This is a genomic window from Chryseobacterium sp. RU33C (assembly GCF_900156015.1).
In the GTDB taxonomy this organism is placed as follows: Bacteria; Bacteroidota; Bacteroidia; order Flavobacteriales; family Weeksellaceae; genus Chryseobacterium; species Chryseobacterium candidae.
The window spans coordinates 142,742-163,595 of sequence record NZ_FTMT01000005.1; the positions used below are offsets into that span (position 1 = coordinate 142,742).

16 protein-coding genes and 1 riboswitch are annotated in these 20,854 nt (G+C 37.3%); of the genes, 9 read left to right on the forward strand and 7 right to left on the reverse strand.

Annotation, left to right across the window (positions count from 1 at the left end; all coding sequences use genetic code 11):
• Positions 1 to 25: 25 nt before the first annotated feature.
• Complete coding sequence (locus BW946_RS06760; RefSeq protein WP_076595521.1) at positions 26 to 2,293, reverse strand: aconitate hydratase; 2,268 nt, start codon at positions 2,291 to 2,293, stop codon at positions 26 to 28.
• 318 nt (positions 2,294 to 2,611) lie between these two features.
• Positions 2,612 to 5,395, reverse strand: coding sequence for a bifunctional aconitate hydratase 2/2-methylisocitrate dehydratase (locus tag BW946_RS06765; RefSeq protein WP_076595441.1), 2,784 nt, complete (start codon positions 5,393 to 5,395; stop codon positions 2,612 to 2,614).
• A gap of 287 nt (positions 5,396 to 5,682) precedes the next feature.
• On the opposite strand from BW946_RS06765, the gene BW946_RS06770 reads away from it, so the two are divergent.
• From BW946_RS06770 to BW946_RS06805, 8 genes are all read left to right on the forward strand, one after another.
• The gene (locus BW946_RS06770; RefSeq protein WP_076595442.1) at positions 5,683 to 6,453 is read left to right on the forward strand and encodes a WG repeat-containing protein; all 771 of its coding nucleotides are present in this window, start codon (positions 5,683 to 5,685) and stop codon (positions 6,451 to 6,453) included.
• 215 nt (positions 6,454 to 6,668) lie between these two features.
• Positions 6,669 to 6,760, forward strand: a riboswitch (TPP riboswitch).
• A gap of 104 nt (positions 6,761 to 6,864) precedes the next feature.
• Positions 6,865 to 8,982: a TonB-dependent receptor gene (locus BW946_RS06775; RefSeq protein WP_076595443.1), complete on the forward strand. Its 2,118-nt coding sequence runs from the start codon at positions 6,865 to 6,867 to the stop codon at positions 8,980 to 8,982.
• 179 nt (positions 8,983 to 9,161) lie between these two features.
• Entirely contained in the window at positions 9,162 to 9,914 is a 753-nt protein-coding gene (locus BW946_RS06780) for a hypothetical protein (protein ID WP_076595444.1), read from the forward strand.
• Positions 9,902 to 10,444, forward strand: a complete 543-nt coding sequence (locus BW946_RS06785; RefSeq protein WP_034692538.1) for an acyl-CoA thioesterase — start codon at positions 9,902 to 9,904, stop codon at positions 10,442 to 10,444. The genes BW946_RS06780 and BW946_RS06785 overlap by 13 nt, the downstream gene beginning before the upstream one ends.
• A gap of 162 nt (positions 10,445 to 10,606) precedes the next feature.
• A complete protein-coding gene (locus tag BW946_RS06790) occupies positions 10,607 to 11,536 on the forward strand; it encodes a 2-hydroxyacid dehydrogenase (protein ID WP_076595445.1) in 930 nt (309 codons plus the stop codon).
• 169 nt (positions 11,537 to 11,705) lie between these two features.
• Entirely contained in the window at positions 11,706 to 12,968 is a 1,263-nt protein-coding gene (locus tag BW946_RS06795) for a serine hydrolase domain-containing protein (protein WP_076595446.1), read from the forward strand.
• A 25-nt stretch (positions 12,969 to 12,993) separates the two neighbouring features.
• The gene (locus BW946_RS06800; RefSeq protein WP_076595447.1) at positions 12,994 to 14,775 is read left to right on the forward strand and encodes an Ig-like domain-containing domain; all 1,782 of its coding nucleotides are present in this window, start codon (positions 12,994 to 12,996) and stop codon (positions 14,773 to 14,775) included.
• Between the two features lie 4 nt (positions 14,776 to 14,779).
• On the forward strand, positions 14,780 to 15,238 hold the full coding sequence (locus BW946_RS06805; protein WP_076595448.1) for a heme-binding domain-containing protein: 459 nt from the start codon (positions 14,780 to 14,782) through the stop codon (positions 15,236 to 15,238).
• A 104-nt stretch (positions 15,239 to 15,342) separates the two neighbouring features.
• Here the strand turns inward: BW946_RS06805 and BW946_RS06810 are convergent, their stop codons facing one another.
• From BW946_RS06810 to BW946_RS06830, 5 genes are all read right to left on the reverse strand, one after another.
• Positions 15,343 to 15,855 carry an NUDIX hydrolase gene (locus BW946_RS06810; protein ID WP_076595449.1) on the reverse strand — a complete coding sequence of 171 codons (513 nt, stop codon included), beginning with the start codon at positions 15,853 to 15,855 and terminating at the stop codon, positions 15,343 to 15,345.
• On the reverse strand, positions 15,852 to 16,766 hold the full coding sequence (gene xerD, locus BW946_RS06815) for a site-specific tyrosine recombinase XerD (RefSeq protein WP_076595450.1): 915 nt from the start codon (positions 16,764 to 16,766) through the stop codon (positions 15,852 to 15,854). The genes BW946_RS06810 and xerD overlap by 4 nt, the downstream gene beginning before the upstream one ends.
• A 6-nt stretch (positions 16,767 to 16,772) precedes the next feature.
• The gene (locus BW946_RS06820; protein ID WP_076595451.1) at positions 16,773 to 17,195 is read right to left on the reverse strand and encodes a deoxycytidylate deaminase; all 423 of its coding nucleotides are present in this window, start codon (positions 17,193 to 17,195) and stop codon (positions 16,773 to 16,775) included.
• 55 nt (positions 17,196 to 17,250) lie between these two features.
• A complete protein-coding gene (locus BW946_RS06825; RefSeq protein WP_076595452.1) occupies positions 17,251 to 18,018 on the reverse strand; it encodes an enoyl-CoA hydratase/isomerase family protein in 768 nt (255 codons plus the stop codon).
• 105 nt (positions 18,019 to 18,123) lie between these two features.
• A complete protein-coding gene (locus BW946_RS06830; protein ID WP_076595453.1) occupies positions 18,124 to 19,611 on the reverse strand; it encodes a catalase in 1,488 nt (495 codons plus the stop codon).
• A 133-nt stretch (positions 19,612 to 19,744) separates the two neighbouring features.
• Here BW946_RS06830 and BW946_RS06835 point away from each other — a divergent pair, with 133 nt between their 5' ends.
• Complete coding sequence (locus BW946_RS06835) at positions 19,745 to 20,695, forward strand: LysR substrate-binding domain-containing protein (protein ID WP_047428937.1); 951 nt, start codon at positions 19,745 to 19,747, stop codon at positions 20,693 to 20,695.
• Positions 20,696 to 20,854: the final 159 nt, after the last annotated feature.

Here is a 20,854-nt window from a genome sequence, read left to right on the forward strand (position 1 = left end):
ATATTAATTAATCCAACAATTAATCTTAATTTTCCTGTTGTTTGATAAGGTTCAGAGCAGAACCAGCCTTAAACCAGTCAATCTGCTGATCGTTGTAAGTGTGGTTGGCCATGATGATATCTTTTGTTCCGTCTGCATGAACGAACTCTAATGTTAGTTGTTTTCCTGGCGCAAACTGATCAAGATCTAAGAAGTTAACAGTGTCATCTTCCTGGATTTTGTCATAGTCAGCCTCATTAGCGAAAGTGATCCCAAGCATTCCTTGTTTCTTAAGGTTGGTTTCATGGATTCTCGCGAATGATTTTACCAATACAGCTTTCACACCAAGATGTCTTGGTTCCATGGCAGCGTGTTCTCTTGAAGAACCTTCGCCATAGTTCTGGTCTCCTACAACAATTGTTGGAATGCCTGCTGCTTTGTAAGCTCTTTGTACAGCCGGAACTTCACCGTATTCACCGGTTAATTCGTTTTTAACTTTATTGGTTTCCATGTTGTAAGCATTCACCGCTCCGATCAACATGTTGTTTGAAATATTATCCAGGTGTCCTCTGTATTTCAACCATGGTCCTGCCATAGAAATGTGGTCGGTAGTACATTTTCCGAAAGCTTTGATCAATACTTTAGCGCCTTCAATGTTTTTACCGTCCCAAGCCGGGAATTCTTCCAATAGCTGAAGTCTGTCTGAAGTAGGGCTTACGTTAACAACAACGCTTGAGCCATCTTCTGATGGTGCCTGATATCCGTTGTCATCTACCGCAAATCCTTTTGAAGGGAGTTCGAAACCTCTAGGCTCGTTAAGTTTTACCTGTTCGCCTGCTTCGTTCGTTAAAGTATCCGTAATCGGGTTAAAGTCCAGTCTGCCTGAAATTGCTACAGCAGCTACCATTTCCGGAGAAGCTACGAATGCATGAGTATTCGGGTTACCGTCAGCTCTTTTTGCAAAGTTTCTGTTGAAAGAATGGATAATAGAGTTTTTCTCTCCTTTTTCCGCACCTTCTCTGTCCCATTGCCCGATACATGGTCCACAAGCATTGGTAAAGATTCTTGCGTTTTCAAATTTTCTGAAAGAATCTAAGAAACCGTCTCTTTCTGCTGTGAATTTTACCTGTTCAGAACCAGGGTTGATACCTAAAATGGCCTTAGGTTTTACTCCTTTTGATACTGCATCTTCCACAATAGAAGCTGCTCTTGATAAATCTTCATAAGAAGAGTTGGTACAAGAGCCTATAAGCGCCCATTCCACTTCTAACGGCCATCCGTTTGCTTCAGCTTTAGCTCTGAATTCAGCAACCGGAGTTGCTAAGTCCGGAGTAAAAGGTCCGTTCAGGTGAGGAGTCAGTTCAGAAAGGTTGATTTCTATTAATTGATCGAAATATTGTTCAGGGTTGGCATATACTTCAGCATCACCTGTTAAATGTTCAGCAATTTTATCAGCGGCATCTACTACGTCCTGTCTTCCTGTTGCGGAAAGATATCTTCTCATAGAATCATCATATCCGAAAGTAGACGTTGTAGCTCCGATTTCAGCACCCATGTTGCAGATAGTTCCTTTACCGGTTGCAGAAAGAGATTCTGCTCCTTCACCGAAATATTCTACGATGCATCCTGTACCTCCTTTTACCGTAAGGATCCCTGCTACTTTTAAGATAACGTCTTTTGCAGAAGTCCATCCGTTCATTTTACCGGTTAATTTTATACCGATAAGTTTTGGCATTTTAAGCTCCCAGGCCATTCCTGCCATTACGTCTACGGCATCAGCTCCTCCTACGCCAATAGCTACCATTCCTAGTCCTCCTGCGTTTACCGTGTGAGAGTCCGTACCAATCATCATTCCTCCAGGGAAGGCATAATTTTCCAGTACAACCTGGTGAATGATACCTGCACCTGGTTTCCAGAATCCGATTCCGTATTTATCACATACAGAACTTAAGAAGTTGAATACTTCGGAGTTTTTGTTGATTCCTTCCTGTAAATCTTTGTCAGCACCTACTTTCGCCTGGATCAGGTGATCCGCGTGTGCTGTTGATGGAACCGCTACTTTAGCTTTTCCTGCCTGCATGAACTGTAACAGAGCCATCTGTGCAGTGGCATCCTGCATAGCAACCCTGTCTGGTGCAAAGTCTACATAAGAGTTTCCTCTTTCATATGCCTGTGTGGCATTTCCTTCCCAAAGGTGGGTGTAAAGAATTTTTTCTGAAAGGGTAAGAGGTTTGCCCACGATTTGTCTTGCTGCTGCAATTCTTTCAGGGTAACGTTCATACACCTTTTTGATCATATCAATATCAAAAGTCATATCGTATTTTAGTTTTGTTCTTGTTCTGTTAATGCTTCTTTCCCTGTGTTGAAAAAGAAAAATCATTTATCCATGCATCAAAAAACGTTCCTATAATCTATAAAAAGGAATTTTTCAGGCTTCAAAATCAATAGATTTTATAACTTTCAATTTAAGAAAAAAATGAATTTATTTTCCGGATTTTATCGAAAAAAAAACGTAACTATCTTAAAATAGAAACGTTCTAAACAAAAAACTGGAAGATTTTAAATCCTTAAGGACCAAAATCTTCCAGTTGTATAGTTTTTAATAGTCTTGCGACGTATTTATCAATATCTTTTAGTGAGCACTTGTACTTGTCAATTCTTTAATAGAAGGAACAAAAGTAGTAAGGTCAATTCCTTCAACTGCAGCTTTGTACTCATCAATGCTAGGAATTCTTCCGATAATTGCAGAAAGAACAACCACCGGAGTTGAAGCAAGCAGAGATTCTCCTTTTTTACGTTCAGAATCTTCCACTACTCTTCCCTGGAAAAGACGGGTAGATGTTGCTAAAACAGTATCTCCTTTAGCTGCTTTTTCCTGGTTACCCATACAAAGGTTACATCCGGGACGCTCAAGGTACATTACGTTTTTGTATTCAACACGAGCTTCTCCTTTTGGAGCGTTATCATCAAATTCAAAAGCTGAATATTTTTCTAATAATTCCCAGTCTCCTTCTGCCTTTAACTCATCAATGATGTTGTAAGTAGGGGCTGCTACTACAAGAGGAGCGCTGAATTCTACTTTACCTTGTTGTTTTTCAATGTTTCTAAGCATCTGAGAAACAATCTTAAGGTCTCCTTTGTGGACCATACAGGATCCTACGAAACCAAGGTCTACTTTTTTCTCACCACCATAGTAAGAAAGATCTCTGATGGTATCGTGAGTATATCTCTTAGACACGTCGTCATTGTTTACATCCGGGTCAGCAATCATAGGTTCTACAATTACATCGAGATCTACAACTACTTCAGCGTAATATTTAGCGTTTGAATCCGGAGTTAAAGCAGGTTTTTCCCCTGATCTGATTTCTTCAATTCTCTTATTGGCTTTGTCGATTAATCCCTGAAGAACTTTATTGTGGTTATCCATACCCTTGTCGATCATGATCTGGATTCTGCCTTTTGCAATTTCCAGTGATTCGATCAGTGTATTATCTTCAGAAATGTTGATAGAAGCTTTTGCTTTCATTTCGGCAGTCCAGTCTGTAAAGGTAAATGCCTGGTCAGCAGGAAGTGTTCCGATGTGAACCTCAATGATTCTACCCTGGAATACGTTTTCTCCTCCAAACTGCTTCAACATCTGAGCCTGTGTTGCATGAACCACATCACGGAAATCCATATGTTCTTTCATGTTTCCTTTGAAGGTTACTTTTACAGATTCCGGAATTGGCATTGATGCTTCGCCTGTAGCCAAAGCAAGAGCCACAGTTCCTGAGTCAGCTCCGAAAGCTACTCCTTTGGACATTCTTGTGTGAGAGTCACCACCAATGATGATGGCCCACTCGTCTACAGTGATGTCATTAAGAACTTTGTGGATAACGTCAGTCATGGCGTGGTATTCACCTTTCGGGTCACGGGCTGTAATCAGACCGAACTCGTTCATGAACTTCATTAGCTTAGGAATGTTAGCCTGAGCTTTTTTATCCCAAACTGAAGCCGTGTGACATCCTGACTGGTAAGCTCCGTCTACAGTAGGGGAGATTACAGTTGCAGCCATAGATTCAAGCTCCTGGGCAGTCATAAGACCTGTGGTATCCTGTGAACCTACGATATTAACTTTTACACGAACGTCTGATCCGGCGTGCAGAACTTTTCCTGGTGTAGTTCCTACAGCATTTCTGTTGAAAATCTTTTCTACAGCGGTAAGCCCCTGTCCTTCATGAGAAATTTCTTTTGAAGGAGCAAAAACTGCTGGCGTCTCAATTCCTAAAAGCTGAGCGGCAAATGTCTGCAGTTTCTTACCAAATACAATCGCGTAAGATCCTCCCGCTTTGATGAATTCCATCTTTTGCGGAGTGAAAGATTTGCTAAGGTCGATCAATTCTTGATCGCCGTTATATAATTTCTTTTCTTTTGTATTAATCGTTAAAACAGTTCCTGTTGCTACTGAATATGCTTCTTCAAGAACGATATCACCATTTTCATTACGAATTGGATTTCCGTTTTCGTCAACTTTCTTTACCCAGTTTTTAAGGTCGATACCAATACCTCCGGTAACGTCTACTGTAGTAAGGAAGATTGGAGAAATACCGTTTGTTCCTCCTACAATGGGAGCAATGTTTACGAATGGCACATATGGACTAGCCTGCTTTCCTGTCCAAAGTGCAACGTTGTTTACTCCGGACATTCTTGATGAGCCTACTCCCATTGTTCCTTTTTCTGCGATAAGCATAACGCTTGCATCAGGATGTTTTGCCTGTAAAGCTTTGATCTCTTCCTGAGCCTCAGGAGTGATCATACATTTACCGTGAAGTTCGCGGTCTGATCTTGAGTGAGCCTGGTTACCCGGAGAAAGTAAATCTGTAGAGATGTCTCCTTCACCAGCGATATAGGTAACTACTTTGATTTCTTCAGCCACTTCAGGAAGTTTAGTGAAGAATTCAGCTTTAGCGTAGCTTTCAATGATTTCTTTTGCAATTTCGTTACCGCTGTTGAATGCTTCTTTCAGACGGTTAGTATCTGCTTCATAAAGGAAAACCTGAGTTTTAAGAACATTGGCAGCTTCTTGAGCAATAGCTGCATCACTACCTAAAGCAAGGTCCAGCAGCACCTCAATGGAAGGTCCGCCTTTCATATGAGACAATAGTTCAAAGGCGAAAGCCGGGGAAATTTCTTCTACTACGGATTCACCCAGAATAATTTCTTTTAAAAATTTGGCTTTTACTCCCGCTGCACTTGTTGTTCCGGGTAGCGTGTTATAAATGAAAAATTGAAGAGAATCTGTCCGGTCAGCATTACCTGAATCTTTAATTTGCGTAATGATTTCGCTTAGTAATTCAGCACTATCAATTGGCTTTGGATGAAGCCCCTGGGTTTTTCTTTCTTCAATCTCTTTGATGTAATCCTTATAAATACTCATAATAGAAGGTCTTTCAAAATTAAAGGCAGGCCTGCTTTTTCTTTACCGGTGTGTATAAATACAATTAATGACATTTTGAGTTCTCGCATTTTGATGCAACATTAACCGAATAAAGTCAGCATAATCTACACTTTTTCAAAAGTTTTTTAAAATTATCAAACAATTCAAAATGTTTCCAAAATTACGAAATTTTACAATTTTATAAGAATTAAATTATTTAGATTGTTTATAAATATGATTTTTATAATATCTATTTTTGGTCGTATTTTTGTACCCAAATGGAGAATATGAAAAATATCCTGAATGTTTTATGTGTTTTCATTTCGATTTTCGTTTTCTCACAGACCCAATCTGTGAAGAAAGATCCCGCGAAAAAAGGAACGAAAACTACTATTAAAAAAACACTTTCAGCCAGCAAACCTAATGCTGATCTTGTATTGATTAATAAAGAACTTCCTGTTTTGATTCCCAAGAAGAAAGGAGATCAGTTCGGGTATGTCAATCAGAACGGGAAATTTATTATTCAGCCGGAATATCATATTGCCGTATTTTTTTATGAAGACTGCAATCTTCTGAATTCACCTAATGAAAAAGTGAGAAAATTTGGAACAAAAGACTATGCCACGGTAGAGAAAAATATGATTTCTTACCGTATAGATCAGTCTGGGAAGAGAGTATATCAGTTCAAAGAAACCGATTTTGGAAAATGTAAATTCGAAGAATATAAGCAACAGCTATTTCAGGCTTACATCCTCAATGGTTTTTACGGAATCATTGAAAAATCAAAATTTGTAAATGCAGCAGATTACAGACAATTTCAGATCTATCCTCAATATCAGTATCTGTTCATTCTTGAAGGTGATGATGTCGCTAATCCAATGATTGTAGCTTCCAATAATGATAAATTCGGAATCATTGATGTTAATAACAGGATTATCATTCCGTTTGAATATTCCAATATTAAACGAAATTTCAGCTGGAAACTCGGGAAGATGTTTGAAGTGACAAAAGACGGCTCGAATTACTACTATATCGACGCTAACAATAAAACTTACTAAATAATTATTAATGATGAATGATGAATGATGAATGATGAATGATGAATGATGAATGATGAATGATTCATTTGATAACTCCTATTTTCCATAGTGTCTTTCCTCCTGTAGCCATCCATGCCCTTCGTAACCTAAGACCCCGAATCTTGCATCTCGTAACCCAATATCCTGTACCTCGAAACCCGAATTCCAATTCATATATTTTTTGTAATTTTGCGGCTGAAATAAAGGGGTGCTTTAACAAGCTGAGATTATACCCAATGAACCTGGAACAGGTAATGCTGTTTAGGGAACCATTTAAATAATTGATAGATGATTAGCGATAAATGATCGATAAACATTCATTATCATTTGCTATTTATCAATTATCTCGTAATCACCCCTTTTATTCATTAAATGTTAAAGATTTATAGAATGAAAGGATTATTTTTTTTAGGGCTTACGGTAGGAGCTGCAGCTTTTATACAGGCTCAGAATAAAGATTCATTAAAGGTCAGGGAAATTGAAGCCGTCAGCTTTACCAAAAGGCTGCCGGTAGCAAAGGAAATCATTAATGTACAGAAAGATCTGGACAGTAAAAATCTGGGACAGGATCTTCCTATTCTTTTGAAAAACCAAACCTCCATTATTTCTACTTCTGATGCCGGAAATGGAGTAGGATATACCGGTTTCAGAATCCGTGGTGTTTCGGGAAGTGCCATCAATGTTATGATGAATGGTGTTCCATACAACGATTCTGAAAGCCAGGGAACCTTTTTTGTCAACGTTCCGGATTTAACAAGCTCTGCATCACAGATTGTTATCCAAAGAGGAGTAGGAACTTCCAATAACGGGGTTTCTGCCTTCGGAGCCAGTATTAATGTACTTTCTAAAGATCCGGAAGAGAAGTTTTATTTTAAAACAGACGACAGCTACGGATCATTTAATACCTATAAATATTCAGCTGAAATAGGCTCGGGGAAGTTCTGGAAAAACCGTCTTTCCGTAATGGGAAGATATACCCATATTCACTCTGATGGTTATATAGACAGGGCTTCATCCAATTTGCATTCTTATAATTTCACTGCTTTATTTGAAGAAGGAAATACGAAGCTGCGTTTAATGGCTTTTGGCGGAAAAGAGAAAACCTATCAGGCATGGAACGGTATTGACCGTAAAACCTGGGAAACCGATCCGAAATTCAATATTTCCGGAGCGATCTATGATGCCAATTGGGAGAATATTGTAAGTTTCTATGATAATGAAACGGATAACTACAGACAGAATCATTATCAGTTGCTTTGGGAACAGAAATTCAGTGACCGCTGGAATCTGGAAACCACGTTCCACTATACAAAAGGAAAAGGATATTATGAAAACTACAAGCAGGGAGATCCTTTTTCAAGATATAACCTTCCCAATATAACAGAAGGGGGACAAACCATAAAATATTCCGATTTTATCAGAAAAAAATGGCTGAATAACGATTTCTACGGAATGGTTTCTACATTGTACGGAAAATTTGAAAATCTGGATCTGAACTTTGGTGCTGTTGTGAATCAATATTACGGAAGACACTATGGAAATGTTACCGGTGTGTTTTTTCCACAGATTGCCGAAAGCGAATATTACAGAAACCGTTCAATAAAGAATGAAGTGTCGGGTTTTGCAAAAGCTTTATTAAGAGTGGATAATTTTGAATTCTTTGGTGATTTGCAGCTTAGAAAAATAAACTACAATACAAAAATTCTGATGGCTGGTGATGATGAAGGAGCAGATTTAAGTAAAAACTGGCTGTTCTTTAATCCAAAAGCCGGTATGAATTACAGAATTGACGGTGGTAAAATATTTCTTTCATACGCTCATGCTCACCGTGAACCTAACAGAGATGATCTGATGGCCAATAATGATGTGAAAGCTGAAAAACTTCATGACATTGAAGCCGGTTTTGAAAAACAGTTCGGAATTGTTTCGTTGACAGCGAATGTTTATTATATGTATTATGTGAATCAATTGGTTTTGAATGGAGAATTGAATAACGTAGGAGCATTTATCAGAACCAACTCAGGGAAGAGCTACAGAAGAGGGATTGAGATAGGGGCTTTGGCAAAACTATCCAAACAATGGGAAGTTTCCGGTAATGTGACATTAAGCCAGAACAGAAATCAGGATTTTAATATTCAGAATGGTGATGTGCCTAAAAGTCTTGGAAATACCCAGATTTCATTTTCTCCGAATGTAATTGCCAATCTAAGCCTGAGATTCAATCCTGCCAAAAATTTCCAGTTTGCTTTAATGAATCAGTATGTTGGAAAACAATATCTGGATAACACAGAGGATGCCAATCTGCAGCTTAAAGATTATTTCCTGACAGATTTCAATGCGCAGTACCAATTTAAAATTGCTAACAACGAAATTGCATTAAAGCTACTGGTGAATAACCTGTTCAACAAAAAATACGTCAACAATGGTTCTGTTTATGAAGGACAGCCTTACTATTTTTCGCAGGCAGGAACCAATTTTATGTTTGGTGTGAGCTGGAAAATTCAATAATTGACCAATATATCTTTTTTGCTTTTTAGCAGATTTGATCTTTTTAAGCTTAAAAAAAGCAGTTTGAACAACGGTATATCTGTTTTAATACAGAATAATTAAAAGACTGCTCCGGCAGTCTTTTTTATATCCGTTAAATATTACAAAAAGTCCCGAAAAAGTTATAAATTTGCTGCCAAATGAATATTTCAGCATATATTTTAGAATACTTAAAACAATTTGGAACTGCCACAGTTCCAGGCTTTGGGGTGTTTTCACTGAAAAATTCTAAGGCAATTATCAATTCTGAAAACGGAAGTATCTTACCTCCGGCCAGTCAGATTGAATTTGCAATAGATTATGAAGTAAGGACTGAAGACCTTACTGCTTTTATAGCAGAACAAAAACAGATGTCTCTGGAAGCTTCAAGAAGCGATCTTAAAATTCAGACTGATTTTTGGAAGAAAAGACTTCAGGCCGAACAGGTTCTTGAAATTCAAAACCTTGGAACCGTCTTTATTGAAGAAGGACACACTCATTTCAAGGGAAAAAGAATAGAATCCGGACGTCCGGACTTTTATGGATTGGAAGAAATCAGATTTTCAGATATCAATAACGGAGAAAAAGTGAAGACCCCGGTGAATCGTGAAAAAGATTTTAAATTCAAAAAAACAATTCTTTGGATTTTCCTTCTGATTATTCCTGTTCTTGGAATTGTATACCTGGCGTTTACCCAGCAGGAACTTCTCTTTGGTAAAAAATCTTTCAATAATGTTTCTGTACAGACTTCTACCCACAGAATTGTAAAAGATACTGTGAAAGTGATGGTACATACCCCGGAAACCCCCGTTTCAGATTCCTTGAAAAAAGATTCATTAGTAAAACCTGTCGGAAAAGAAATGAAACCCGCTCCGGCCGTTCCAAACAACACTAAGACTAGATGGCAAAAATAAAAAAAGCGTCAGAATCTCTGACTATTATGACCAATATCGTTCTTCCGAACGAAACCAACTCTTTAAGAAACCTTTTCGGTGGTGAACTTCTGGCAAAAATGGACCGTTGTGCGTCTATTTCTGCAGCAAGACACTGTGAGAGAAGAGTAGTAACAGCTTCTGTAAACCATGTATCTTTCAACCATCCGATTCCGGAAGGAGGAGTCGTGGTATTGGAATCCAAAGTTTCCAGAGCATTCTCTACTTCCATGGAAGTGTACGTAGATGTATGGTTGGATGACCCGATTAATCAGAAGAAGATTCATACGAATGCTGGGATTTATACTTTCGTTGCGGTGGATGAATTCAACCGTCCGATTCCTATTCCGGAAATGATTCCTGAAACAGAGGAAGAAAAAGAAAGATTTGCAGCAGCATTCCGTAGAAAAGAACTTTCATTAATCCTTTCCGGAAGAATGAAACCATTGGAATCTGTAGAGCTTAAAAAACTATTCCAGGAGCCACAGGAGTCTAAGAAAGATAAAAAGTAGACTTATATACTTTATCAATAAAATGCTTTTAAACTTTGCTGAGTGCTAACGACTTTGCGAGCTTAAAAGCATTTGTTTTTTTTAAAATTTGCGAACTTTGCGGTAAAAAAATAGTAATCATTTAGGAATCGTTTCCTATCTCTAAAATCACTACATTAAAAAATGAAAATACTTCTTTTAGATAAAAATCATCCTCTTATCACTGATCAGCTGCTTGCTAAGAACTTTATATTGGAAGAGGATTTCACGTCAGCTTATGATGAGGTTTGTGAGAAAATTGAAAATTATGACGGAATTATCATCAGAAGCCGTATTCCATTAGACCAGAATTTTCTCGAAAAAGGTAAAAACCTGAAGTTCATCGCAAGAGTAGGTGCCGGAATGGAAAATATTGACATTCCTGTTGCCGAAAAACTGGGAATTCAGCTGATCAATTCCCCGGAGGGAAACAGAGATTCTGTGGCAGAACACGTTGTGGGAATGCTGCTGGTGATCATGAACAGACTTTTTATTGCTTCTCAGGAAGTGAAAAACGGGATCTGGAAGCGTGAAGAAAACAGAGGAGATGAATTGTTGGGAAAAACAGTAGGGCTTATCGGATATGGAAATATGGGAAAAGCTACCGCGAAAAGACTTTCAGGATTCGGATGTAACGTGATTTTCCATGATATACTTCCTGGTCTTTCAGATGAATATGCAACACAGGTTTCATTGCAGGAATTAAAACAATCTGCTGAGGTTCTAAGCCTGCATATTCCTTTAACTTCAGAAACCCATTATCTTATTGATGAAACATTCATTGCGGAAATGAAAAATGATTTCTATTTTGTGAATACAGCGAGAGGTAAGAATGTTGAAACTAAAAGTTTAGTAGAGGGATTGAAATCAGGAAAGGTGAAAGGCGCTTGTCTGGATGTTTTGGAATATGAAAAGTCTTCTTTCGAGAACATTGAATCAGAAAATGAAGATTTAAAATATCTTCTGGAATCAGAAAAAGCGATTGTCACGCCCCATATTGCTGGTTGGACGCATCAGAGTAAAGAAAAATTGGCTCAGTTTATTGTAGATAAAATTGTAGCATCTTATTGCTAAGACTGGATTAAGAAGTTATAAAAGAGTGAAAAGAAGAATTACACAAGTGTGAATTTGCTTTTCATATTTTTGTTCTTTCCACTCATTTATGTTAAATTATTCATAATATCCACCTCATATTTATTATTTATTTTGAGTTTTATTAAATTGCCGCTCATTTTTGAATCTCATGACGACGCGTAATTTTGTACTTATCTTAACTGTTCTTTTATCGATATTTTCATGTAAAAAAAAGGCTGAAGCTAAAGAAGTTTCAACAGAAAATACAACCAACCTGCCCAACTATGGAAATGTAGATCTGGGTGATATTTTCACAAAAGGAGATGGGCAGCTCCTGAACAGACAAACTACCGTTAGCTATATAGATCAGTATTACAAAAAAATATGGGAAGCAGGAGATCTTAGCGGTGGAATTCTTGTTGCGAAGGGTGATGAAATCCTGTATGAAAATTACAGAGGTTTCGGAAGAGAAGGAAACCAGATGCCTATCGATAAAAATACACCTTTACATGTTGCTTCAGTTTCGAAGACCTTAACGGCAATGGCCATGATGAAGCTGATAGAAGCTGGGAAAATAAAACTGACTGATCACCTTACTCAGTTTTTTCCGGGGTTTCCCTATCCGAATGTTACCGTTCAGACTTTATTGGATCAAAGAAGCGGTCTTCCAAAATATGAATATTTTATTACCAGGATACAACCTGCTCCGGCAGAACTTTCCAAGCCATTTATTACGAATGAGGATGTATTGAATATGATCATCAAGTATAAACCAGATCTGGCAAGAGATACGGATACTGGATTTATGTATTGCAATACGAACTTTGCTTTATTGGCCTTATTAATTGAGAAAGTGACCAAAACTCCTTTTCCTCAGGCTATGAAAGAAATGGTTTTCACACCGTTGAAAATGAATAATACTTACATCTTCCAGGAAAAAGATATTCCTACAGCATCACAGTCTTTTTATTACGGAGGAAACAAGCTGTATCCTTTAGACAGACTTGATTTGATTTATGGAGATAAAAATGTGTACACCACGCCTAGAGATCTGTACAACTTCTCAAAAGCAATGTTTTCTAAAAATTTCCTGAAGCCGGAACTCATGCAGATGGTATTCACTCCTTATAGTAATGAAAAAGCCGGAATGAATAATTACGGATTGGGATTCAGAATGAAAATATTCGATAACGGTGAAAAGCTTACTTATCACAACGGATGGTGGCATGGTACCAACTCTGTATTTGCCCATCTTTTAAAATCTAAGGTTACCATTGTAGCTATTGGAAATAAATACTCAAACAAAGTATATACAGCGCTTGCATTATCCGGATTATTTGAGGATTTCCCTTTGCAGAAGGAGAAGCTTCACACCGTTATGCATGACAATAAAGATACTTTGAATTCCGGACAGGAAGTTTTTGGAGAATAATGTTTACTTTTGCCTAAACATTTTCATGAAAAGGTTTCTTTTATTATTCGTTATCTGTTTTCTTGTACATTCGTGTGCAAGAGTAGGATCGCCTGTTGGTGGGCCTAAGGATACCCTGGCACCGAAGTTTTTAAGCTCAAACATTGATACAACAAGAATTAATGTCAAAAGAGATATTCGTGAACTCCGTCTGGATTTTGATGAATATGTGACATTGAAGGATATCAATAAGAACCTGATTATTTCACCTCCTATCAAAGGGATAACTAGGATTCTTCCTTCCAATATTGCTAATAAATTTGTTCTCATTCAATGGTCAGATACCCTTCAGGCTAATACAACCTATAACTTCAATTTTGGAAACTCAATTGTTGATAATAATGAATCCAATATATTAAGGTATTTCAATTTTGCTTTTTCTACAGGAGATAAACTGGATGACCTTTATATCAGCGGTGAAATAAGGGATGCACTGGATACTAAAAAGAAAACAGGAAATACATCAACTGAAAATAAACTTGTGGTAGGATTGTATCAGGTAAAAGATACAATGGATTACAAGAAAAAGCCTTACTACATCACCAAGGTAGATGAAGATGGATATTACGAATTAAACTATCTGACCCCTGGAAAATATAAAATTATTGCTTTTGAAGACGAGAATGGAAACTCTATGTATGATCCGGGAAAAGAGAAAGTTGGATTCCAGAAAGATCCGATCAATTTTGAGAAATCTATTTCAGGACTGAATTTAAAGGTGTATCCTTCCAAAAAACCTGTGAAATATCAGGAAATGAAAGAAATTGCAGGAGGAGTTTTGATGACATTCGAAGGAAATCCTGATGATGTAAAAGTTCAGTCTTTGAATGAAAAACTGAAAGATGTAAAAATAACCCATAATCCGAAATCAGACTCTGTGAGAATCTGGTTTGATGCCGTAAAAGATAATGTAGGGCAGGAAGCCAATGAAAAACTCATTTTCACACATAATAAAGGTCCGAAAAAAGACAGTGCTTACAGTGTATCTTTATTTTACAGATACAATAAAAAGAATGCAATGGACATCAACAGTGATAATGGGGGCGAATCATTAGCTCCGAAGTCAGATTTTAAAATATCTTCCAACTATATTGTTGATAAAATAGATCCTTCAAAATGGACACTGAAGATTAAAGGAGATAGTTTAACAACCTTACCATTTACTGCTAAAATTTCAGAAACAAATCCATATCAGATTCAGGTTCAGTCAGATTTTGAGATGGGTAAAAGTTACGAGCTTACTGTACCTAAAGAGACGATATCTTCTTTCTATGCAAAAAATGCACAATCTAAGCGTTTCGATTTTAATGTTGCCAAAATAGACCAGTTTGGAAGTGTTGAGTTCTCCATTTCAAATGCACCAGAGGCAAATTATTGGATTCAGCTGCTGGATTCTTCAGATAAGGTTGCATATCAGAGGTACATAAAAGGAGATAAAGTGAAATTTGATATCCTTAAACCGGGAGAATATATCGTGAGAATTCTGGTGGATAATAACGGGAATAAATACTGGGATGAAGCCGATTTTGCCAATGATATTTTTGCTGAAGATGCCTATATTTTCTATAAGAAAGTTATTGTCAGAGGTTTATGGGAAACAAGAGAGGATTGGGATCTGAAGGATACCAGAACTCTTGATAATCCTAAAGGAACTACGCCCGCTGTAGCAACTCCTGTAGTGGAAACACCACCAGCTCCGACTGAAGTGAAACAAGAAGCTAAAAAAGAATTAAAATCTCAAAATGCTGTTTTAACGCCCGTAAAGTAAGTTGATGAAGATCGCCAAGAAAATAGTATTCTGGACATTGGTGGCATTTGCCCTGATTCAGTTCTTTCCTATCGATAGAACCAATCAGCCGGTGGATACGAAGGTAAACTTTGTGGATACAAGGAAATCACCGGAAAAGATCAGAACACTGCTTAAAAACGCCTGTTATGACTGTCACTCCAATGAAACGGTTTATCCGAAATATGCATTTATAGCACCAATTTCATGGTCCGTAAAAAGCCATGTGAATGAAGGCAGAGAACATCTTAATTTTTCTACCTGGGGAAATTATAATAAGGATTTGAAGGAGAATATGCTGACTAAATCCATTCAGACCATTCAGACCAAAACAATGCCGATGCCCGGTTATATTGTTTATCATAAGGAAGCTCATCTTTCAGAAGCAGAAAGAGCATTGCTGATTCAGTATTTTGAAGAAATGCTGAAGACTAAAACGTATTAGTTTCTATCATAAAAAAACTCCCGCAGATTTTGGAAATCAGGCAGATAATTGTGTTATACAATCTGCTTAACATGCAAAATCTACGGGAGAATATTTTACAAAAATTATTTCTTTACATAGCTCTCGAAAAATCTCTTCTGAGAATCGAAAGCGATATCTTCGAGATCCAGATCCCGTAAAGGAATCCAGACCGCTTCCGAGATCTCGGAGATTTCAAGACTTACCTCAAACTTTTCCGAAACATTGTATTCATAAAAGAGATCAATTGTATTGTAATCAATTTCTTTGAATTGATAGATGTTGGGAAGGCTCGTAAGGTATTTCAGATTAGAAATATCGATATCAAGCTGAAGTTCTTCAAAAAGTTCTCTTTTACAGGTTTCTTCCGCACTTTCTTTAGGGTCGACAAATCCTCCCGCAAGATCCAGCTTCCCTTTTTTAGGATCTCTGTTTCTTCTGGTAAGATAAATTTCGTCTCCACATCTGATGACAACCGCTACAGCGCCCGCCACATTATTGTACAGAGTAAACCCGCATTCCGGACAGCTCCATTTCTTTTCACCATCCCAGTGTAAGGACTCTTTGCCACAGCTTGGGCAATATTTCAATAGTTTCATTGAGTAATATTAATATTTCTCGGGTGATAACTCAAAATAACATCCCTTAATTCTTCTGTTTTCAGATGTGTGTAGATTTCCGTTGTTGTGATACTGGAATGTCCCAGCATCTCCTGAATATAACGTAAATCTGCTCCATTCTGTAATAAATGGGTCGCAAATGAATGTCTGAAGGTGTGTGGTGATATTTTTTTATTAACCCCTGCTTTATCTGTAAGTTCTTTAATAATAAGAAATACGATTACTCTGGACATAGATGTCCCACGGCTGTTCAAAAACAGAGTATCTTCATATTTTTTATTGATTTTGCCTTTAGAACGTACCTCTTTGATATAACTTTCAAGCAAATCTGCGGTATAATCAGCTAAAGGGACAAAACGGGTTTTGTTTCCTTTTCCGTGTACCTTGATGTATTGCTCTTTAAAGTTGATATTGGAGATCTTAAGATCTATCAGTTCGGAAACCCGAAGTCCGCACCCATATAGTACCTCTATAATGGAGTGGTTTCTTTTCCCGATATCTGTATTCACCTCAATAGCCGCAATAATTTTGTTAATATCAGTGAGGCTTAATGTATCAGGTAAATATAATCCCAGTTTAGGGCCTTCAAGTAACGCCGCAGGATTGTCTTCACGATATTCATCTTCAAGCAGAAATTTAAAGAAAGCTTTAATGGAAGATATCCACCTTGCCTGTGATCTCTCACTGAATTTCTGTTTGGAAAGATTGAAAATGTATTCCTGCAGGTTTTCGTAACCGATGGAGTCTGGACCGACGTTTTCCAGATCCTCTTCTGCGTAATCTTTTAGTTTCTTAATGTCCCGAACGTAGGCGTCGAGTGTGTTTTCTGAAAAATTTCTTTCGAAACGAAGAAATATTTCAAAATCTTTGATCTTTTCATCCCAAGTCATTTGTGCTTATTTTTTTAGTTCACAGTCTGATATTTGTTCTATTTCAATGTTATGGTTTCTCAGAAACGATATTCCATCGTCATCCGAATACTCATTAATATACACCAGTCTCGTAATCCCTGCCTGCAGAATCAGTTTGCTGCATTCTTTACAGGGAGAAAGCGTTAAATATAACGTTGCTCCTTTTGCAGATTGGGTAGAGCCAGCCAGCTTTAATATAGCGTTGGCCTCCGCATGCAATACGTACCAGTGTGTTTTTCCTTCTTCATCTTCACAGCAGTTTTCGAATCCCGAAGGAGTTCCGTTGTAACCATCTGAAATAATCATCCTATCTTTTACGATAAGAGCCCCCACCTGTTTTCTCTTACAGTAGGAGAGTTTTGCCCATTCCTGAGCCATTTTTAGATAAGCTTTATCAAACTTATTCATACCGCAGCATTGTTTTTTTTTCGAAATAATTTGGATTAAAATCTTTTAGAAAGATTTAGAAGTTAGGCTTTCTCTTCTCTAGAAACGCGGTAACTCCTTCTTTCTTATCTTCCATTTCAAAAAGTTCTCCGAAATATTTGATTTCAGTTTCAAAACCTTTCTCCGTGTCAGATAAATTCACGGCGTTGATAGCCTTGGATATTGCCATTGGTGAGTTGTTGGCAATCGTATTTGCTAATTCTTTTGTTTTGGTTAATAATTCTTCAATAGGGTATACTTCATTCACCAGTCCGATCTCTTTTGCTTTTTGAGCAGGGATCATTTTGGCAGAGAAGATCATTTCATTGGCAATACCTTTTCCTACAAGCTTTGGAAGCCTCTGGGTTCCTCCATATCCCGGAATTAATCCAAGAGTTACTTCAGGAAGTCCTAATTTGGCATTCTCTGATGCATATCTGATGTGGCATGCCATGGCAAGCTCTAAACCTCCTCCTAATGCAAAACCATTTACGGCTGCAATGACAGGTTTAGACATGTTTTCAATTTTGTTGAACAATGTATTTTGTCCGTTTCTTGCAAGTTCTTCAGCTTTTTCCTGTCCGAAGTCACTGAATTCCTTGATATCAGCTCCCGCGACAAAAGATTTTTCGCCACTTCCGGTAAGAATAATTACTCTGCATGAAGTGTCAGCGTTAAGCTCATCAAGCGCGGTACTGATTTCCTGAATTGTTTTTGCATTCAAAGCATTTAAACTCTCAGGTCTATTTATGGTAATAATAGATAATTTATCTTCTTTTTTTAATAATATGTTCTCGTAACTCATTTTTCCACTTTAAAATATCATCCTTTGCAAATTATGAATTTTTTACAAAAAAAAGGAAAAAATATTATTTTTTTTTCCTTTTTTTTAATTTATCATTCAAAATGATTATTTGGAATGATTCATCATATTTGCATCAATATTGACGTTTAGTTGAGAAGCCACTTTCATGCCAAGTTCAATGTTAGCACGGAAAAAGTGACATAGCTGCCGGTTGATAATCTCGTCTTTTTTCGGCCCGGTTATACCATTCATGCTGCCTACAATATTTTTGATCAAATGATCTCTTTCCTCTGCATTCATTGCTTTTGAATATAAAAGTCCCGGTTGAGTATAGTGATCACTGTCGTTGTCATTTCTGTTGTAACTGGCAACATGAGCACTGTCTAGCTCATATTCGTAGTTTTTATAAGATGAATCCGGCTTGATGTCATCAAAACTGTTCGGGTGGTAATTCGGTTTATCCTGATAGTGGCTTGAGTCTGCCATAAAACCATCTCTTTGGTAATTGTTCACCGCAAAAGGACATCTGTTTACTTCCAGCTGATGAACATTGACACCTACTCTGTAACGGTGAGCGTCAGGATATGAGAATAATCTTCCCTGAAGCATTTTGTCCGGTGAGAAACTGATTCCGTTAATTAAGTTACTTGGTGAAAAGGTAGACTGTTCCACGTGGGCAAAATAATTTACGGGTATTTCATTCAGTTCCATTTCTCCTACCTCAATCAGAGGGAAGTCATCATGAAACCATACTTTGGTTACATCAAACGGATTCCATCTGAAGTCTTTTGCCTGTTCCTCCGTCATTACCTGTATATATAATGTCCATTTCGGGAAGTTACCGCTTTCAATAGCATTGCAAAGATCTTCCTGTGCAAAGTCCGGGTTTTCTCCTGCCATTTTTACCGCTTCTTCATCTGTAAAGTTTTTTACTCCCTGCTTGGTTTTAAAATGGAATTTCACCCATACTCTTTCATCTTTATCATTGATCATAGAGAAAGTGTGAGATCCGAAACCATGCATATGTCTGTAGCCATACGGAGTTCCTCTGTCTGACATTAATATAAGAACCTGATGAAGTGATTCAGGGTTTAAGCTCCAGAAATCCCACATCATTGTGGCGCTTTTTAAATTGGTTTTCGGAACTCTTTTCTGAGTATGAATAAAATCCGGAAATTTTTTTGCATCCTTAATAAAGAATACAGGAGTATTGTTTCCTACAAGATCCCAGTTCCCGTCTTCAGTGTAAAATTTTAAGGCAAATCCTCTTGGGTCTCTCGCAGTATCTGCACTTCCTTTTTCACCTCCCACTGTAGAAAATCTTGCAAACATTCTGCATGAGTTCCCTACTTTTGAAAACAGTTTTGCTTTCGTGTACTGGCTGATGTCATGTGTTACGGTGAAGGTTCCGTACGCTCCGCTTCCTTTGGCATGCACAATCCTTTCAGGAATTCTTTCCCTAACGAAATGCGCAAGATTTTCCTGAAGAATAAAGTCCTGCAGCAATACCGGTCCTCTTGGTCCTACCGTCTGTGAATCCTGATGTTCATAATAAGGTGATCCGTTACTTAACGTTAATTTTTTAGAATCCATATCTATTAATGATTTGTAAATGTTTTTCTTTTTTCTAAATCCAAATGTAAAGGTAGTGAATATCAAATTTACTTGAATTTTTAATTGCTAATAGCAAAAACGTTATATCTTTGTAATAGATAATATTAATCAAATGAACATTCAGCAACTGGAGTATCTTATCGCTGTTGATAAGTATAAACATTTTGGTAAGGCCGCTCAGGCGTGTTTTATTACCCAACCTACGTTAAGTGCCATGATACAGAAATTTGAAGATGAACTGGATGTAAAGGTTTTCGACAGAACTACTCACCCGATTCGTACCACGGATGTAGGGCTTCAGATTATTGATCAGGCAAAGGTAATTATCGAATCTGTCAATGAGCTGAAGAACAAAGCGAACCTTTTGAATAATATTTTAGGAGGTACCATCAATCTGGGAATCATTCCTACCGTTTCTTCTTTCATTCTGCCAACGGAGATTTTCAAATTTCTGGAGGATAATCCGAAGATTCAGATGAATGTAAAAGAAATGACAACTGATAATATTATTAAAGCTTTAAAAGCAGGAGAGTTGGATGCGGGAATTATTTCCACTCCTTACGATACTGCTGATGAGTTCTATCAGGATTTCCTTTTCAATGAAGAGCTGATGATTTACAGCTCCAATACTGAAGCTAATAAAAAGAATTCCTACATCATTCCGGAAGATCTGAATGTAGAGAAAGTATGGCTGCTTGAAGAAGGAAACTGTCTGAGAAATCAGTTTGAAAATATCTGCCACCTGAAAGAAAATACCCTGAAGCCTAAAAATCTGGATTTCTTAGCTTCCAATATCCAGACGTTGGTACACATGGTAGATAAAGTAGGAGGAATCAGTATTCTGCCGGAATTGGCGCTGAGCCAGCTTTCTGAAGAGCAGAAGAAAAATGTTTTCAGATTCAAAAAGCCTTTCCCTTATAGAGAAATCAGTATTATTTATTATAAACCCACTTTTAAACAAAAAATTATTGATGAATTATCACACTCTATCAAAACTTCTTTAGAACTTAAGCTGAATTATCACGAAAGTCCGAAAGAATTTGTAAGCATTAAGCCTCAGTAATGGAAATGCTTTAAAGTGATAGAAATCATCAATTTAAATAAAAGTATAATTAATAAACAAAATTTTTGAGTATTAGGAAAATAGTACTTAAATTTGCTGACGTTTATTACGAGGAAAAATTTGACCTGATTGCAACCTCTATAAAAAAATGCTAAAACA

Coding starts and splice junctions, on each gene's coding strand:
- BW946_RS06760 (WP_076595521.1), bottom strand. CDS start 2,293: ATGACTTTTGATATTGATATGATCAAAAAGGTGTATGAACGTTACCCT.
- BW946_RS06765 (WP_076595441.1), bottom strand. CDS start 5,395: ATGAGTATTTATAAGGATTACATCAAAGAGATTGAAGAAAGAAAAACC.
- BW946_RS06770 (WP_076595442.1), top strand. CDS start 5,683: ATGAAAAATATCCTGAATGTTTTATGTGTTTTCATTTCGATTTTCGTT.
- BW946_RS06775 (WP_076595443.1), top strand. CDS start 6,865: ATGAAAGGATTATTTTTTTTAGGGCTTACGGTAGGAGCTGCAGCTTTT.
- BW946_RS06780 (WP_076595444.1), top strand. CDS start 9,162: ATGAATATTTCAGCATATATTTTAGAATACTTAAAACAATTTGGAACT.
- BW946_RS06785 (WP_034692538.1), top strand. CDS start 9,902: ATGGCAAAAATAAAAAAAGCGTCAGAATCTCTGACTATTATGACCAAT.
- BW946_RS06790 (WP_076595445.1), top strand. CDS start 10,607: ATGAAAATACTTCTTTTAGATAAAAATCATCCTCTTATCACTGATCAG.
- BW946_RS06795 (WP_076595446.1), top strand. CDS start 11,706: ATGACGACGCGTAATTTTGTACTTATCTTAACTGTTCTTTTATCGATA.
- BW946_RS06800 (WP_076595447.1), top strand. CDS start 12,994: ATGAAAAGGTTTCTTTTATTATTCGTTATCTGTTTTCTTGTACATTCG.
- BW946_RS06805 (WP_076595448.1), top strand. CDS start 14,780: ATGAAGATCGCCAAGAAAATAGTATTCTGGACATTGGTGGCATTTGCC.
- BW946_RS06810 (WP_076595449.1), bottom strand. CDS start 15,855: ATGAAACTATTGAAATATTGCCCAAGCTGTGGCAAAGAGTCCTTACAC.
- xerD (WP_076595450.1), bottom strand. CDS start 16,766: ATGACTTGGGATGAAAAGATCAAAGATTTTGAAATATTTCTTCGTTTC.
- BW946_RS06820 (WP_076595451.1), bottom strand. CDS start 17,195: ATGAATAAGTTTGATAAAGCTTATCTAAAAATGGCTCAGGAATGGGCA.
- BW946_RS06825 (WP_076595452.1), bottom strand. CDS start 18,018: ATGAGTTACGAGAACATATTATTAAAAAAAGAAGATAAATTATCTATT.
- BW946_RS06830 (WP_076595453.1), bottom strand. CDS start 19,611: ATGGATTCTAAAAAATTAACGTTAAGTAACGGATCACCTTATTATGAA.
- BW946_RS06835 (WP_047428937.1), top strand. CDS start 19,745: ATGAACATTCAGCAACTGGAGTATCTTATCGCTGTTGATAAGTATAAA.